Below are 17068 nucleotides of genomic sequence, written 5' to 3'. Positions count from 1 at the left end.
GCCGAGAGAATTAATCGTCTTGCTATATCTCAGACATTAGCAATGGCTCAGAAGAGTAGAGAGTTAAAAGCACAAGGGCTAGACATTATTAGCTTAAGTGTTGGAGAGCCAGATTTTGATACGCCAGATTTTATTAAAGAAGCCGCGAAGAAGGCCATCGACGACAACTATTCGCATTACTCTCCTGTTAATGGGTACTTAGAGTTAAGAGAAGCAGTAGTAAACAAACTGAAACGAGACAATCAAGTCGAATATAGTCCCGATCAGATTCTTGTTTCCAATGGAGCCAAACACTCTTTGGCTAATGTAGTAATGTCTACAGTTCAAGAAGGAGATGAGGTGATTATCCCTGCACCTTACTGGGTGACATATGTAGAGCTGGTTAAACTTGCTGGTGGAACCAATGTAGTAATACCTACAACCGTAGAGAATGATTTCAAAATCACTCCAGAACAACTTGAAGCGGCCATCACACCAAAAACTCGTGCTTTCCTTTTCAGTAGCCCTAGTAATCCTACAGGAAAACTGTACACCAAAGAGGAGTTAAGTGCTTTTGCTGCAATCTTTGCCAAGCATCCAAACATCGTAGTGATTTCTGATGAGATCTACGAATATATTAACTACGAAGGAAAACACGAATCGATTGCTCAATTTGATGCTATCAAAGACCAAACGGTAATCGTCAATGGTGTTTCTAAGGCATATGCCATGACTGGATATCGTATCGGATATATAGCGGGTCCAACATGGATTGTGAAAGCTTGTAGTAAACTTCAAGGGCAATTTACGTCAGGTCCAAACTCAGTCGCTCAAGTGGCTTCGACTGCAGCCATTGCTTCAGATAACAAAGAGGTATTTGAGATGGTTAAGGCATTTGCAAAGCGTCGTGATATGATGGTAGAGATGATGTCTGAAATTCCAAACCTTAAGATCTCAAGACCTGACGGCGCTTTTTATGTATTCCCTGACGTGACTGCATATTTCGGTACTTCGACAGGAGATTACAAGATTGAGACCGCTTCAGATCTTTGTATTTACCTTCTACAAGAGGCTAATGTAGCCATCGTAACAGGAGAAGCATTTGGAGATCCAAACTGTGTTCGTCTATCTTATGCTGCAGCAGAACCTGAACTAAAAGAGGCTGTGAGACGCATCAAAGAGGCCATGAGCAAACTAAAGTAGTCACATTCAAAAACAAAGAGTGTCCATGTTTCACCAAACATGAATCTATCTAATTAAAAAAGGGTTTAACATGATTTTCGTTAAACCCTTTTTTATCCCCCTAGAATCCCGTTTTCGAACTACTCAACAGGTTCCACCTCTCTTTTATTTTATTCCCTCTTGATGAACCTACATCGAAGATATATAGCACTTCGCAACATTTTACGAAGTTAAGCGAACCAAAGTCGGCTTATCATCCCCTTTTAGATGCCCCTTCCTACCCCCAATATCTTCTTCATAAAACAAGAATCTTTGGTCACACTTCCTACAATTATGGACATACCTCCTTTATGTTTCCTTCGTAGTTCCTTTACCCTTCAGATACCCTTCCGTTACCCTTTGGTTACTCTAGGAGTAACCAAAGGGTATCGGATCTATAGATGTAACGTAAGGGAGATTGGGTAGAAGCAGGGGTTAAAAGAAGACTAGCTCCATGGCGCAGGATGTACGAAATGAGATAAAACAGAAAGATCTTACAAGGATATGTCTCCAAGTAAGATCTTCTTTATATATCCATTCTCATAAAGCAATGGAATCTTTTCTACAACTCTATAGACACAGATTCATTTAAAATGCTTTATCAATAAGAATACTCTTGCCTTTTATTTTCATTTTTTTCACTTTTTGAATCACCTCCTTAATCTTCGTTCTAGGAACCGCTACATAAGCTCTAAAATCTTTCACATGGATCATGCCTATTTCGGACTTCTCTAATCCTCCTTTTTGACATAAGAAACCAACGATATCCACCTTATTAATCTTATTTTTCTTACCCGCCCCCATATAAAGAGTGTCCCAATAAGAAGGTTGAATATTCACTTTTTCATCAGAATGTTCATAAGGTTTCCAATCAATCGAAGCAAGTGCATCTGTCAAGGTTTCTCCCTCTTTCATTACCACATATACATTTCCTTCTTTTTCTCCTCTCGATGTTCGTCCATTACGGTGAACCACCACATCCTCATCACGTGGCATTTGATAATGAACCACGTGCTCTACAGAGAGATGATCAATACCTCTCGCCAAAAGGTCAGTACCAAGGATAACCATCGCACTGCCATTCTCAAACTTAATCATGGCACGTTCTCGTTCATCTTGAGTTTTCTGACCATGAATAGATTCGTGAACTACGCCTTCATCGTAAAGGGCATCACTAATACGTTCCACTGCATCACGATGGTTACAAAACACCATCGTAGGTGCATTCCCAATCCTCTCCAAAAGCGTAACCAATGCAGCTAGTTTATCTGTTCCTTCCACATCTATACGGTAAGCGTTAAAAACATTCTCCGCAACAGTTTCAGAAAGATCAATTAAAGTACCATTAGAATCAATACCTTTAGGGTAAGTGACCTCATCCATTTGGGTTGCAGAAGTCAGAATAGCCCCTTGAAGACATTTCACATGACCGAAGATAAAGTCAATATCTCTCTTATAACCAAATTGAAGAATCTTATCATATTCGTCGAGTACTACATGAGATAGATTATCTAAAGAGATATTTCCTCTGCGTAAATGATCGGTAAGACGTCCTGGAGTTGCTATCAAGAGTGAAGGAGCTCTCTCTAACGAACGCTCTTCAGATTTGACACTATGTCCTCCATAAACACAATAAGAACGAAAAGGTAATTGCAGTTTTCCTACAATCGTCTCAATTTGAACAGCCAACTCGCGAGTAGGTACCAAAACCAACATTTGTGTCGTTCCCTCTGTCACCTTCACTTTTTCGAGCATTACACGAAGGAATGCAATGGTCTTTCCAGAACCAGTAGGAGACACCAAATGCAAGGTGTCGCTCTTCTTCGAAGCATCAAATAATTTATCTTGTACTTTATTATACTGTTCGAAGCCCATTTGGCTCAGAATATACTTTGAAATATCTTTCATCTATATATTTAAATTGTTTTTCGTTCCTGTCTTAACATACATCCTTAATCTCAATCTTACGTCCTTGAAAAAGGATCGAGTCTCCTCGTTTTGCACCACGAAGGGCACGACCAATAGGCGACTGAATAGATAGCGCATAAAAGATGACTGATTCCATCTCGACCTTCCCCAAAGCAAGAGAGAAGAAATAGATTCCCTGATTGGTTTGAACCATCGCACCCAAGTCCACACTCTCTTTCAACTCTCCATTGAGTTTATTCAAGAACAATAAGTTCTTGTTATGTTGCGATAGCTGCAATTCTAAACGATTCAGGTCTCTACTAATACGTTCTCTACTTGTTTCATATTTATCTCCGGCACTGCTTTTGGTGTCATCAACAAGGGACTCCTTCATATCTTCAACTTGTCTCTTGAGGACGGAAATTTGCTCTTCAACGCGTATCAACAAAACATTAGTACAAAGTTGTTTCAAATCAGAATGGATCTTCATATTATATTTATTTTGATACAAATATAGCCATCTATTACTCAAAACCATTTGAAACAAATTATTCTTACACAGTCCCATATTATACTTATATAAAAACGTATTCGATACAGACGGATTTTATCCAAAAAAGGTACTCATTTATTCATCCAGATGGCACAATAAAATAATTCACATATACTTGCATTACATCGCAATAGAGCCTACACAATCGGGAACTCTGTTAGATGTTCAAACATTACAATAACCGAACGAAATCCCGCAAGAGAAAAGGCTATATCGAAAAAAAATTAATTATGGATTTTAAAAGAATAATCACACTTCTAGTTTTTTTGACTTCATCCATTACCTTGGTTGGTCAAAAAATGATACCTATTGGATTTGAGAACAATCGCTCAAAAATTCAAATGGAAACTACCAACAGTTCCACACGCATCACCAAATCTGAATCATTACGTGGTGACAAAAGTCTTGAATGGAGATGGAAAGGAGGAGCTACCTTATCATTTCATCAACCTATCGGTTATGCTCCTAAAGGTCAAGATGCGACAAACAAACACCTAGATACTTTTTCTTTTTGGATCTTCAATGAGAAAGCAAATAAAGACTCTCTTAAAGTATCCTTTTTAGATAATGGGGTAGAAAAGTCATACTTCTACTATCATTTGAACTTTACAGGATGGAGAACTGCTTGGGTCTCTTTCGATAGAGACATGAATGGAACGCCGTCGACAAAGATGGATGAACTACAATTCGTTGCACCGAAATCGGTACAAAATGGAACATTCTATCTCGACGAAATCATTACTGCGACTCCTATCGATCCAAGACATCATATTGCAGACCATCAAGTGCCATTTGTAAATTCCAATGCAGTACTTTCTGCAAACAAGCACTGGATCGCTTTAGAGTATTTCTCTAGCTTTATTACAAAAAATCCTATCACTGCAACAGACAATGTTACAGAGACGCAAAAAGAGGGAATCCATACTATAGAACAAAGACTGCAGTCGATGTTTATGGAAGGGGCAGATAAAACAAAAAATATAGATAAATGGATCACTAAGATTCGCGATAAATATGAAATCTACAGCTCCTCTAATATCAAGGGGCAATTCGTCTATTTTGCATCTTACCCTGCTCTTTATAGCTCAGAAAAGAAGCCGACAAAACATCTTTCATATGGAATAGATCTTAAAACATACACTATTTCATTATATAAAATTGCACAACAGTATCATTTAACCAACAATAGAGTCGAAAAGAAACATTTGGCAAAACTGTTTACCGAGATGGTAAAAAACATGCGTAAATATGGTTGGGCTGCTGGTAGTGGACAAGGGACGCTACATCATTTAGGCTATAGCTTTAGAGACTACTACCCTGCCATGTTCTTGATGCGTGAGTCTCTTGAAGTGGAGGGACTTCTTGATTCTGTGTGCAAAGATATGGCATGGTTCTCAGGTCTTGGTAAAATTATCGAGCCTAAAGATCGTTACGTAGGAATTAATGTGGATATGCTTAATACCACTTTGATGGGAAATCTTTCCACATGTCTGATGTCGAAACAAGATGGGGTGAAAGTTTCCTACCTAAATGCGCTACAAGATTGGTTAATTTATGGCGTAGATTACGTACCTGGACTTTTAGCTCCATTCAAACCCGATGGCTCCTTCTTCCACCACTACAATCACTATCCATTATATGCGAAAGATGCACTAGATGGATCAACCCCCGTATTCTTTGCCATATCAAAAACACCTTTTGCGCTTCCTGAATACAATGCAGAGATTGTAAAGCAAGCACTACTAAAAATGCACCTTTACTCTCACAATTTGGTTCTTCCAATCTCCATGAGTGGACGTCATCCATATGGAGATCGTACCATTTCATCCATTCCATTCTACTACATGGCAAAAACAATCTCTTCGAACCCGAACAAAGATATCGATCCCGAGTTAGGTTCTATCTATGTAGCATTGGCAGAAAAAGAGGGTAAAAACAGATCGGAACAGATCAAAGAGTTTACAGACAAAGGAGTTGTTGCAGAGACCAATCCACAAGGAAACTGGAGTATGAACTATGCGAGTCTGAATATGCATAGGAAAGCAGATTGGTTATTCTCTGTAAAAGGATTTAATGCTTATCTATGGGGATCAGAAATTTATGCGAAAGCAAATGCATATGGTAGATATGTGAGTTATGGTCACTATCAACTACAAAGAGAGATTGATGGCAAAGAGAAAACTGGGTTCCAAATGGAAGGATACGATTGGAATCGTTATCCAGGAACTACTGCCATTCATCTACCACTAGATAAACTTGCAGGCAATGTTATACAGGTAGACCATTTAAGTGGTTACGAAGAGTTGCTTATCTCTGATGAGAAATTTGGAGCTTCAATCTCCATGGGTAGCCAAGGAATTTATGCGATGAAGCTTCATGAACACGATAAATATCATGGATCGCACCGTGCAACAAAGAGTTATTTCATGTTTGATGATTATGTTCTGATGTTGGGTTCAGATATTGAGAACAACGTAAAAGGATATAACACCGAAACGACTCTATTCCAAAATAGTACTGCCTCTGGAAAAACAACAGTGAAAGTAAACAACCAAGATGTCGTTAAAAAAGGAACAGTACAAGTCAAAAAAGACGAGACTCTAATCCTAGATAACATGTCTAGTGGTTGGTATGTTCCTCATGATGGCAATAAATTGATGGTGAAATATAACAAGCAAGACTCGAAAGATCCTCGTTCGAAAGATCCAAATCACGGAACATTCTACAGTGCTTGGATTAATCATGGCGTGGCACCTAAAAATGAGTCGTACGAATACGCTCTTTTGATAAACACGACAGAAAAAGAGCTTGAGCAGTTTGCAAAGCAACAAAAAGGCCAGAAGAACTACTATGTAGCACAAAAAGATCGCAATGCTCATATCGTGAAAGACCAGCATTCGAATACTTGGGGGTATGCTATTTTTAATAATAGGCTAAACAAAAACTTTGAAGGACCACTTCAACATACCAATATTCCAACTCTTGCAATGGTAAAAGAGGGAGAAAACATGATGGAAGTAGAGGTTTGTAACCCAGATCTGAATCTATATCAAGGAAAGGATTTTGATCAATACAATGAGGATGGAACAAGACATGAGGTGAGTATTTACTCAAGATTATGGTCTAAATCGGTTAGTCTTCCTGTTCATATGACCCTCTCTTTCAAAGGAACTTTCCATGTAGATGGAAACGACCAAGTCGTGACACAACTTATTGTGAATGGAAACACTGAGGTGACAGTGAAACTACAACATGGACTATCACAACATCTTAAACTTGTTAAGATTCAACAATAGATCCTTTTGTAATGCTACCAATTGATTAGTATTTTAGTGTAATACCAAGGATAGACTCTATCTTTTTCTATCCTCTGTATTGCACTATAAATAAAAATTGAAGATTATTAAAACGAAATAGTAGATCTCGAAATAATATTTATTTCTGGATCTCCTATTTTATTTTTCACACGTTTAAAGAGACTGATTAGACAACAAGAATTGATGATTTTAAACGCGTTCTTTTTTCATAAATATTTCTATGAAACAGGTTCGTTTCATCAAATAATAGACATCAATAGATGGTCATACAACTACTCTATTCCAAATAGTTACAAACCTCATCAGGTCAAGTGTATGATCCATTTCATCCATGATCTTCTACTCGGCATTTGCTTTCATTCGAATAGTATATCTGTTTGTTGTCCATTCAATGTATTTATTTTTTAGTGCAAAAATTTACAATCATCTCTGGCCCTTCAACCCTTCCGTTTCCTTTATAATCAAACTCTATTGTATTCTCCCCCTTATGAACAGAAAACCGACCACTGTTTAATAGAACCTTATTTTTTATTTTATGATCCTCTGAGTAATGTATATAGGTTTTACTCCCATCGTTCACAATATAATCGCCAGGCTTTAATGTAAAAGGTATTGTTACTTTTTGTGTTGCCACTTTCAAGTAAATCCCTTTAACAGCCTGCTTAGACGCTTTTGGAAGACGGATTACAAATTGCAGTTTAGGATTTGAATTATTGCTAACGTACTTCCATATAGAAGCCGTAGGTTGCCCTGGCTCAGTTAGCATATTTACGTGTTTGTAATCATTAGATACAGGTGCATCTTTCGTCCCTTTTAGTATGGCAGGAGAAAGTGTATTATTCTGGTTGACGTTAGTCTTTTTGGCTTTTGGTTTCCATGATTCGATAAATACTAGACGCACTCCTTCTCCATCCTTCTCTAAATCATACACAGAGTAAGGATCACGAAGTATCTCTTTTTGTTCTTCGGTGAAAACACCTTTAAGTCTTGCTTCTTCCCAAATCTTGATTTCGGATAAGATCGCACTAGACTCCTTATTTATTTTATCAAAATTAGGACTAATATAAAAATCGACTCCTGCATCATAACCTGCACACAAGCCCATAAGCCATACAATATCTCTTTTCGTGGTTCTTTTATCTACCATGAATTGACCCATTTTGCGTGGCAACAAATCCTCTTTCAATTTTTGTTGCACTCTCATTCTATGATCTAAATGGGGTTCTCTAAAATTTTTCGACTCCCAAGGTTCACCCCAACTTTCGTTAGAAAGGTAGTGCCATCCATAATGGGTCACATCCGAAGAGTTCACCACAATATTTTTATCCTTTAGGTGGTCAAAAAATACTTTATAGAATCTGTCTGTTGCATAGCTTCCATGACCAGTAGCTTGTCCCCCTTCACATCCGTCAAAACTGATTCGCTTCAGGTTTGCTTCATTAAAGAATTTAGCAAGATTTTTTGCCATTTGATCCTGCAAGTTAATATTCGGGAAAAACACTTTGTATCCATGAGAAACAAGACGAGCAACCTGCGCTCCCTCTTTGTGTTCCACAGCAGTGGTTCCAAAAGCACCACGTTTGCAACCTATTAAAATCAATTTACCATTGCTAGTAGCAGAGGTGTATTCTATAATCTCATCTCCAATTCTCACTGCAGTATGTTTTCTCCATCTTGGATTTACTTTATGTAAGTTAGGCTCATAGTAAGCTGGGCGAACCGCCTCATCTGTTAAAACTATTTCATTACTACCTGCTGATATGCTCTTTTGGAGTTTCGTGATCCCTGCTAAAACCAAACCTGGATTCGGTTTTGGCGTTACAAAAGCATCATTTGTAGTAATAAAGTTTGTTAGAGTATGTGCACCCAAACTAATCCCTTCTTTTGCAGCTTTATCCGAGCACTCTCTAACGGATTGGTATCCTTTAGGAAAATACTTCTTATTTACATTAAAATTTCCCCAAGAGGTAAAAATTCCCCCGTGATATACACATGTAATTCCTGCCTCCTTTGCGATGTTGAGACAAGAATCGATATTGTTTACATTGAAGGACATGATAAATTTGGATGAAGTGGAGTAGTTCGAAACCTTATTCCAAACACCATTGGTTTTGATATGTGGTAAATTTTCCTGAATTTCAATCTCTTCAACTACTTCTTTCAGTGTACTTGTAGGGACACAATATAGAGCAAACTTAGCCCCTTCAATCTTGGCATCCCCATCATTGACAGGAACCGCTTGTCCCATGCGCTGGATAAAATCATCCACCACTCTATACACAGACCTATTTCGAACATAACCAGTTAGACTTGTTCCTCCTTCAACCTTTTGGGCTGTATTACCAAATCGTTGACGGCGAACCACCTCAAAACCACCACGGCTTTTTAGGTTTAGTCCCATGAGTCCTACAGCAGTCGTATCATTATAAGCGATTCCAATAGTTTGACCTATTTTTTGGGAAGGAACCACCTTAAAAGGGCCTAATACAATTTTGTCAACAACACCAGGACTTTGTACTTTAATAATCTCAAAAGATAGGTGTGTATCTTGACTCATTACTTTTACATCCACCTTCACATCGGCTTCATCAAAGTTTAACTTTAATAGATCTCCCTTCTGTTGCCAGCTAGAGATGGGATAATCTGTATCGTTCATTTGAACAGTAAACAGCGATACTTTGTAGTTAGGAGACAGTAAGTTATTTCCAGTCTTCTTATTTAGTAACTCATACACTTTCCCTTTATCGTCTAAAGAAAGTTTAAATTGGTTGTTTTCTAGAAAGTCTTTATTATCGAGACTGACACAGGCAGTGATAAGAAAGAGATTCAATACAATCAATAAGCGATTAATCATGATTTAATGTGTTTAAATTAGTTCAAGTTGTTTATGAATAGCAATAGATTAATTCTTGTTAATAATTACGTGAAATATACGACAGAATAAACGAGTTTAGAAATGGGATTTTGCCAATTGGCTACGGGAAGTTTGGTTAGATCGTCAGTTGAACAGTTACGATCGTAAGATATATACATGCTACTAGCTTTATAAATGTTCCAGCAATCAAACCTAAAGAAGACCCCAAACCTGCTTTGATCGCAACGTGATTCTTTTGTCCAGCTATCTTCTCACCAATAAAAGCCCCAATAAATGGGCCAACGAACAAACCGATAGGGAAAAAAGTTAATCCAACAAAAAGTCCAATAACACCGCCCCACATACCATATTTGGTACCCCCTAATTTTTTTGCTCCCAAAGCAGGTAGTAGGTTATCTAAAATGGTAATACCAACCATTAAAACAGTCCAGAATAGAATATAATACCATTCTGGTGTGACAACATCCGGAAGCAAGAAGGTTAAATAATAACCGATTAAAGATAGCGGAGGTCCAGGAATCATTGGGATAATACAACCAATCAATCCAGCGACTATAAAAATAAAGATGAGTACGGTGATTAAAAGTTCCATAAGTGATCTTTCATTAGTAGTTTGAAAAATAAGTAAATTCTAAAAAAACACTATCAGACAAAAGTTAAATACTAATAAAAAAATTACTACAAGTTAAAACAAACCTGCTATATTTGAAAGTATTCACTATTTACAACAACAATGATAAGAAAGATTTTACTCATTTTAATTGGTTTTCTATTACAATACAATCTATTAGCTCAAAAGATAGGATGGACACAAACAGGTGAAGGCTCCTATTATGCAGAGAAATTTCATGGGAAACCAACAGCAAATGGCGAACGTTTCTCAATTTGGAAATATACCGCAGCCCATAGAACACTCCCTTTTAACACAGTGGTTCGGGTCGATAGCCACATCTCTCATTTAAGTGTGGTGGTTCGAATAAACGACAGAGGACCATTTGCTAGAGGTAGGATTATCGATCTTTCAAAAGTTGCAGCGACTAAAATTGACATGTTGGCAGGAGGACATCACAAAGTGACAATCACGATAGTTCCTCCAAATACTAAATTGGGACCTGTACCATATAAATCGAATGGATCAGGAAATAAAATTACACCAGTAACACCGAAACCTGTTAATAAAGATATTTTTAAAATAGCATGCAACACCGAACATATTACAAGACCTTACTATGGCGTTCAAATTTGTGGTTTTGAACATATTTCAAATATGTTACCTTTTGTAGAGAAGGCAAAACAGTTTAGTTCGGAGGTATATGTTGACACAACAAAAAGAGGGGATACCACCATTTATAGGATCTGTTTAGGGAAGTTTGCAGAAAGAAAAGATGCAGAAAGACTCAAAAATAGTCTTAAACGAAAATATAAAGGTTGTTTTGTCATTAACTATGCAAACTAACCGACAAATTGACACACCCAAGGAGTTCTAAATATTCATTTTTATCCATTAGCAAGGCTTTTACCTAATATGGAATGGTTTTTGATCTAGTGTATTGTGAGATTAATTTTGTAAATTACAAGAAATCAGTACTCCTTGGAATACAATAAATAGGAATAGGTTTCATCCAAAAACTTCGCATATGTCAACAAATAAATTTGAGTTAATACGTCTATATCTTCTAGAAGAGGGTTATACTATTGTAGAAGAAAACAAAGAGGATTCATTGTATATTGCAGAAAAACCATCTGCAGGAATTAAGAATTTGATGGTTGATTGTGAAGAGCCTATTTTGGTTATGGAGATGCCTCTTTTTGAGTTTAAGACCCTAACCACAGAGGCCTTTCAAAAACTACTGATGAAAAATAGAGAAATTGTTCATGGTGCTTTTGCTCTCAATGAGACAGGAAAGAAGGTGATCTTTTGCGACACATTACAGTTAGAACATCTCGATCAAAATGAATTTGTTGGTACATTGAATTCATTAGAACTTCTTTTAGGTGAGTTCGGTGAAGAATTAATAGAATTATCTAAACTATAATTTACAATGGGAATATTTCAAAGACTATTTAAAATAGGGGAAGCCAATGCCAATTCAGTAATTGACAAATTGGAAGATCCAGTTAAAATGACCGAACAAGGAATTAAAGATCTAAAAAATGATCTTGGTTCTTGTATGGAATCACTTGCAGAGATTAAAGCACTACGTATCCGTTCTGCTTCAGAACAAGAGCAGCAGAAAAACAAAGCCCAAAACTATGAGTCGAAGGCGATACAGTTATTACAAAAATCGGAGAACGGAAGTCTTGAACCAAGCGAAGTAGATAGATTGGCAGGAGAGGCTCTAAAACGTAAAAACGAAGCACTTCAAGAAGCAGAAAGATTAGAAAAAGAGGTGCAGACTTTTGATGTACAACTAGACAAATTTCAGGTACAGGTTAAGAATCTGCAATCCACGATCACTAAATATGAGAATGAACTTCGTACATTGAAAGCGAGAGCCAGAGTATCTAAAGCAACAGAGAAGATCAACAAGTCGATGGCAAACGTGGACAGTGGAGATACAATCTCAATGCTTGAAAAGATGAAGGAAAAAGTGTCTCAACAAGAGGCATTAGCTCAAGCTTATGGCGAGATAAACGAACAGCCAAAAAGTGTAGACAATGAGATAGATGCAGCACTTTCAGGAGGTGCTTCATCTGAAACAATGAGTGAATTAGAAGCACTTAAACAGAGAATTAAAAAATAATATAATCACGTCACTACACGAAACTATTGTTTGGAGTAGTGGCGTTTTTTCATTTCAAATAGATACAACACCATGGGTATTTTCGATCTCTTCCGTAAAAAAGATAAAACACCAGGTTATGATGCTACAAATTTGCAGATAACAGACATAAAAGAGGGTTTTATTTTTGATTATGATTTAGAGTCATGGAGTGTAAAGAGAAAAGCTACATATGATTGGGGGGATGATTGCTTTACTGATGAATTACAAATTTTCAATGGTAAAGAGACCAAGTATCTAAGTATCGAAGAGGACGATGAAATATCTATTGAGATCTCTCAATCGATACCCATTAGCACGGTGGATGAAGGATCTATTCCCCAATATATCCATACGTATAAAAAAGCTCCATACAACATAAAATATAATGGAGTAAACTATAAGCTCATGTCAGAATCATCAGGATATTATCAAAAGAATGAAGATGCATCATGGGATGAAGTGATCAGTTGGAGATATGAATCGAATGAATCAGATCATTTTGTTGATATTGACCAATGGGATGATATGGAATTTGAAGCAAGCGTAGGAAAATCCATAAAACCTTACGAAATTAGTAATATATTACCAAGATAAGACAAAACCTATCATGAGCAAATCTTCAAAAGATCTACTCTTAACTATTTTGGCGTTTGTACTTCTTATTGGTCTAGCCAATAGATGTTCTTCAAACTCTGAAGAATCAAGTAGATCACGTACTTATAAAAAGAGTGCAATGGACAATTTGATTGTTTCAATGCGTGATATTCCCAATTTCTCTATTCTTCTCTATGATATGAAGGCAGATGAAGGATTTAACGACCACTACTATCACAAATACCAGATCATAAGAGATATAAAAGATAGCATCACTACAGAGATCACCGATTGGAAAGAGGTGAGTGAGAACTATTTTATAGAGAACGAAAAAAATCTTGGTATGGAGATTCTATCTAAAAAAGATGGGGTCATTTCCAAAGAGGTTGCTCCCGCTGGATACAATGGTTATGTAGGAAACGAAAAATATGGGCATTGGACTCAAAGAAGCAACGGCTCTAGCTTTTGGGAATTTTACGGTAGATATGCGATGCTAAGGTCCGTATTTCATATGATATCGCCAACACCTTATGGTTATTGGAATGACTACAACACCCATTACCGACGTAGTGGCCGTAATTACTATGGTAGTGGAACCCACACTTATGGAACTTATGGAAATAGAAATACCAATTCTCAAAAGAATTGGAACAGCAATAAATCCTCTAGCTTTAAAAGTAGAGTAAACAGTAGAGTGAGTCGCAGTAATAGCCGAAGCACACGTAGTTCAAGAACTAGTCGCTCATCTAGTAGATATAGGTCTAGTTCATTTCGATCGAGAGGAGGAGGGTTTGGAAAATAATCCCACTATTTCTAAAAACTATTCGTTACAGTTATCTAAAATATGATTCAAATGGAAAACATACTTTATACCGCAGGAACGATTATCCTTGTTTTTCTGATTCTCTATATAGGAAAAGCATTATATCGACTGTTTCACCCAACCACAAAACTGGACCATACATTGGTCAAAGAGGACAATGTTGCTTTTGCATATAGCCACATAGGATATCTCTTAGGGATTCTTTTGGCTGTCAGTGGGACGCTAAAAGGGGATACTTATGGAGTGATATCTGATAGTGTAGACCTCCTTATCTACGGTGTGGTCTCAATCCTTCTGATCAATCTAGCGGGTTGGATTCAAGATAGGTGGATTTTTCATAAATTCTCTATTAAAGATGAGATCCTAAGAGATCGTAATACTGGAGCTGGTGTACTTCAAGGTGCTAGTTATGTTAGTACTGGTTTGATCTTGATGGGAGCTATTTCGGGAGACGACTCTCTGCCTTTTTTATCTGGTTTTATGGATATGTCGACTGAAGGCAATAGCGCTTGGTGGGCTCTAGGAAATACACTCTTATTTTGGATCATAGGTCAAATCATTCTCCTTTTCATGGTCAAAGTTTACGACCTAATCACGCCATATGACATCCACCATCAGATCGAGCAAGATAATGTCGCTGTAGGCATAGGAACAGCAGGTGCATTTGTTGCTATCGCGATACTTATCTCGAATGGGATATCAGGAGAATTTGTAAGTTGGTCGGATACCGCCTTTAATATCCTATCTGAAGTAGTCATCGGAGTTATCCTACTTCCATTGAGCCGTTTGGTGTGTGATAAACTTCTTCTACCAGGAGAAAACCTCACCCATGAAATGGTGGAACAAAAAACAGCCAATATTGGAGCAGGTGCCATCGAAGCTTTTGCCTATATCGCTTCTGCGCTGGTGATTGTTTGGCTTTTATAATGACAAAAAAGAATACTATATAAAATGAAGCAATGGAATAAATCAACAGGCCTAAAAGTAGCAGTCTTTGCGACTGGTCTTTCAGGTATTGTTGCAGAATATATACTCTCGACTTTGGCCACCTATTTCTTAGGGAACTCAGTCTTTCAATGGACCATGATTGTATCGATCATGATGTTTTCTATGGGTATTGGTAGCCGAATGAGCAAAATGATACGCAAGAGCCTTCTACAAAATTTCTTATTTATTGAGTTTGCTCTCTCTTTGGCGGTCTCCTTCTCCTCTATGTTGGTCTATACCGTTGCTTCTTTTTCGGAGTCCGTAGGCGTCCTAATATACTTTATGTGCATATTGGTTGGGTTCCTTATTGGGATGGAAATACCATTGGTTATTCGCATAAACGACACCTATGAATCGCTGAAGACCAATGTCTCTTCTGTCATGGAAAAAGATTATTATGGTAGTTTAGCAGGAGGAGTCTTTTTCGCTTTTATTGGACTTCCTATCTTAGGTTTAACCTATACCCCTTTTGTCTTAGGCATGGTAAACTTCTTCGTTGCCATTCTAGTTTTTTTTATGATACGCAAAGAGTGTAGCCATATAGAAAGGACAAGGATTGGATACAGCGGAGTCGCCATAGCAATGATCTTAATCGCAGGAATACTATTTGCCAAGCCTATTATGCTCTTTGGAGAACAAAGACGTTATAAAGACAAGATTGTTTTTGAACAGCAAAGCAAATATCAAAAGATTGTGATCACCCAATGGAAAAAAGACTTTTGGTTATTTATCAATGGGAATGAACAATTGAGCACTCTTGACGAGGCTATGTATCATGAAGTATTGGTGCATCCTGCAATGAAATTGGCACAAAACCCTCAAGATATTTTGATTATGGGTGGAGGAGACGGATGCGCTTTGAGAGAGGTATGGAAATATCACTCGGTGCAACATGTAGATATGGTAGACCTCGATCCTGCAATGACCAACCTAGGGAAAGAGCATCCTATCATGGTAAAGATGAATGAAGGTTCGATGAAAGATCCTAGACTATCTATCCATAATGAAGATGGATATACCTTTCTTTCAGAAAATAACAAATCATATTATGATGTGATACTTATTGATCTTCCTGATCCCAAAACAGTAGAACTAGGACGACTATACACATATGAATTCTACAAGATGTGCCTACGACACCTAAGAAAACATGGAACTATCATCACACAGGCAGGAAGCCCCTATTATACAACACAGGCTTTTTGGTGTATCAATAAGACATTTAAAGCTGTAGGTCTTGAAACATTACCGCTACACAATCACTTAATAACTCTCGGGGAATGGGGATGGATATTGGGAATGAGAAAAGAAGCGACTTCCACTATTAAAGAACGTGCAGAATCTATATCCTTTAATGATATAGAGACCCAATGGATGGATAAAGAGGCAATGAAGCATATCTCTAGTTTTGGTAAAATATTTTTTACCAAAGATACAAGTAGTATAAAAATAAATAAGATTGATGACCCAAATCTATACCAACTATATCTAAAAGGGAATTGGGATCTATATTAAAAAATCACAACGGATGATTCAGCACAAAACAATCGAAGCAAATATTTACAAATACTCTGGGTGGATCAAAGATATCCACCCCATAGAGTTGAAAGAGATCTTTACAACCCTACTTGATGAAAGTACCTTCACCATATTATCTTTCTCTGAATATGCATTTCCGGTAGAAGGATATAGCGCTATTTGGCTGTTAGGAGAGAGTCATCTAGCCCTACACTCTTTCCCAAACAAAGAAACCTGTTATATAGAGCTTAGTAGCTGTAACAAGAACAAGATGGACTCATTTATTATAGCAGTGGTAAAAGAGGAAAGAATTCATGTCATTAAAGACGAAAAGCAGAACAGTTCATTAGAGGGTCAATAACTATTCTAATTATTACTAAGATGGCGGCCCATTAACGGTTGCTTCTTTTTGTTCTTTGTCGAAGACGGAAAAATATGCCTACGGAAAGAAATACAATCGTACCACAAAGAAAGCCAAATATAAAATTCTCTTTACTTGCGCCATCCTGTGAACACAAAGTGAGAATA

14 protein-coding genes are annotated in these 17068 nt (G+C 37.3%); 10 read left to right on the top strand and 4 right to left on the bottom strand.

Going from position 1 to position 17068, the window contains the following annotated elements:
• The first annotated feature begins 42 nt into the window (after positions 1–42).
• Positions 43–1182 carry a pyridoxal phosphate-dependent aminotransferase gene (locus K4L44_03510; protein QZE15947.1) on the top strand — a complete coding sequence of 380 codons (1140 nt, stop codon included), beginning with the start codon at positions 43–45 and terminating at the stop codon, positions 1180–1182.
• A gap of 606 nt (positions 1183–1788) precedes the next feature.
• Here K4L44_03510 and K4L44_03505 read toward each other — a convergent pair.
• Together K4L44_03505 and K4L44_03500 are read right to left on the bottom strand one after the other, a co-directional pair.
• On the bottom strand, positions 1789–3108 hold the full coding sequence (locus K4L44_03505) for a DEAD/DEAH box helicase (GenBank protein QZE14917.1): 1320 nt from the start codon (positions 3106–3108) through the stop codon (positions 1789–1791).
• 31 nt (positions 3109–3139) lie between these two features.
• Positions 3140–3598, bottom strand: a complete 459-nt coding sequence (locus K4L44_03500; protein ID QZE14916.1) for a GreA/GreB family elongation factor — start codon at positions 3596–3598, stop codon at positions 3140–3142.
• Between the two features lie 293 nt (positions 3599–3891).
• On the opposite strand from K4L44_03500, the gene K4L44_03495 reads away from it, so the two are divergent.
• Positions 3892–6957 (top strand): hypothetical protein, encoded by a 3066-nt coding sequence (locus K4L44_03495; protein ID QZE14915.1) that lies wholly within the window; start codon positions 3892–3894, stop codon positions 6955–6957.
• 418 nt (positions 6958–7375) lie between these two features.
• Here K4L44_03495 and K4L44_03490 read toward each other — a convergent pair whose 3' ends face one another.
• Both K4L44_03490 and K4L44_03485 read right to left on the bottom strand, forming a co-directional pair.
• Positions 7376–9832 carry a hypothetical protein gene (locus K4L44_03490; protein ID QZE14914.1) on the bottom strand — a complete coding sequence of 819 codons (2457 nt, stop codon included), beginning with the start codon at positions 9830–9832 and terminating at the stop codon, positions 7376–7378.
• 136 nt (positions 9833–9968) lie between these two features.
• Positions 9969–10445, bottom strand: coding sequence for a DUF456 domain-containing protein (locus K4L44_03485; protein QZE14913.1), 477 nt, complete (start codon positions 10443–10445; stop codon positions 9969–9971).
• A gap of 141 nt (positions 10446–10586) precedes the next feature.
• Between K4L44_03485 and K4L44_03480 the strand changes: the two genes are divergently transcribed.
• The 8 genes from K4L44_03480 (at position 10587) to K4L44_03445 (ending at position 16901) form a co-directional block, all read left to right on the top strand.
• Positions 10587–11309 carry a septal ring lytic transglycosylase RlpA family protein gene (locus K4L44_03480; GenBank protein QZE14912.1) on the top strand — a complete coding sequence of 241 codons (723 nt, stop codon included), beginning with the start codon at positions 10587–10589 and terminating at the stop codon, positions 11307–11309.
• 181 nt (positions 11310–11490) lie between these two features.
• On the top strand, positions 11491–11889 hold the full coding sequence (locus tag K4L44_03475) for a YbjN domain-containing protein (GenBank protein QZE14911.1): 399 nt from the start codon (positions 11491–11493) through the stop codon (positions 11887–11889).
• A gap of 6 nt (positions 11890–11895) precedes the next feature.
• Positions 11896–12597, top strand: a complete 702-nt coding sequence (locus K4L44_03470) for a PspA/IM30 family protein (protein ID QZE14910.1) — start codon at positions 11896–11898, stop codon at positions 12595–12597.
• 72 nt (positions 12598–12669) lie between these two features.
• Positions 12670–13212, top strand: a complete 543-nt coding sequence (locus K4L44_03465) for a DUF4178 domain-containing protein (protein ID QZE14909.1) — start codon at positions 12670–12672, stop codon at positions 13210–13212.
• Between the two features lie 13 nt (positions 13213–13225).
• Entirely contained in the window at positions 13226–14014 is a 789-nt protein-coding gene (locus K4L44_03460; GenBank protein ID QZE14908.1) for a hypothetical protein, read from the top strand.
• A 51-nt stretch (positions 14015–14065) separates the two neighbouring features.
• Positions 14066–14962 carry a DUF350 domain-containing protein gene (locus K4L44_03455; protein QZE14907.1) on the top strand — a complete coding sequence of 299 codons (897 nt, stop codon included), beginning with the start codon at positions 14066–14068 and terminating at the stop codon, positions 14960–14962.
• 24 nt (positions 14963–14986) lie between these two features.
• Positions 14987–16537: a polyamine aminopropyltransferase gene (locus K4L44_03450; GenBank protein QZE14906.1), complete on the top strand. Its 1551-nt coding sequence runs from the start codon at positions 14987–14989 to the stop codon at positions 16535–16537.
• A 13-nt stretch (positions 16538–16550) separates the two neighbouring features.
• Positions 16551–16901, top strand: coding sequence for an S-adenosylmethionine decarboxylase (locus tag K4L44_03445; protein ID QZE14905.1), 351 nt, complete (start codon positions 16551–16553; stop codon positions 16899–16901).
• Positions 16902–17068 lie beyond the last annotated feature (167 nt).

The sequence above is a fragment of the Prolixibacteraceae bacterium genome (assembly GCA_019720755.1).
Lineage (GTDB): Bacteria > Bacteroidota > Bacteroidia > Bacteroidales > Prolixibacteraceae > Halosquirtibacter > Halosquirtibacter laminarini.
The sequence above is the reverse complement of the archived record's forward strand: the minus strand, read 5'-3'. Positions and strand labels throughout refer to the sequence as shown.

What these genes read in the sequence shown, in the direction of transcription:
- K4L44_03510 (QZE15947.1), top strand. Translation starts at nt 43, where the DNA reads ATGGCTCAGAAGAGTAGAGAGTTAAAAGCACAAGGGCTAGACATTATT.
- K4L44_03505 (QZE14917.1), bottom strand. Translation starts at nt 3,108, where the DNA reads ATGAAAGATATTTCAAAGTATATTCTGAGCCAAATGGGCTTCGAACAG.
- K4L44_03500 (QZE14916.1), bottom strand. Translation starts at nt 3,598, where the DNA reads ATGAAGATCCATTCTGATTTGAAACAACTTTGTACTAATGTTTTGTTG.
- K4L44_03495 (QZE14915.1), top strand. Translation starts at nt 3,892, where the DNA reads ATGGATTTTAAAAGAATAATCACACTTCTAGTTTTTTTGACTTCATCC.
- K4L44_03490 (QZE14914.1), bottom strand. Translation starts at nt 9,832, where the DNA reads ATGATTAATCGCTTATTGATTGTATTGAATCTCTTTCTTATCACTGCC.
- K4L44_03485 (QZE14913.1), bottom strand. Translation starts at nt 10,445, where the DNA reads ATGGAACTTTTAATCACCGTACTCATCTTTATTTTTATAGTCGCTGGA.
- K4L44_03480 (QZE14912.1), top strand. Translation starts at nt 10,587, where the DNA reads ATGATAAGAAAGATTTTACTCATTTTAATTGGTTTTCTATTACAATAC.
- K4L44_03475 (QZE14911.1), top strand. Translation starts at nt 11,491, where the DNA reads ATGTCAACAAATAAATTTGAGTTAATACGTCTATATCTTCTAGAAGAG.
- K4L44_03470 (QZE14910.1), top strand. Translation starts at nt 11,896, where the DNA reads ATGGGAATATTTCAAAGACTATTTAAAATAGGGGAAGCCAATGCCAAT.
- K4L44_03465 (QZE14909.1), top strand. Translation starts at nt 12,670, where the DNA reads ATGGGTATTTTCGATCTCTTCCGTAAAAAAGATAAAACACCAGGTTAT.
- K4L44_03460 (QZE14908.1), top strand. Translation starts at nt 13,226, where the DNA reads ATGAGCAAATCTTCAAAAGATCTACTCTTAACTATTTTGGCGTTTGTA.
- K4L44_03455 (QZE14907.1), top strand. Translation starts at nt 14,066, where the DNA reads ATGGAAAACATACTTTATACCGCAGGAACGATTATCCTTGTTTTTCTG.
- K4L44_03450 (QZE14906.1), top strand. Translation starts at nt 14,987, where the DNA reads ATGAAGCAATGGAATAAATCAACAGGCCTAAAAGTAGCAGTCTTTGCG.
- K4L44_03445 (QZE14905.1), top strand. Translation starts at nt 16,551, where the DNA reads ATGATTCAGCACAAAACAATCGAAGCAAATATTTACAAATACTCTGGG.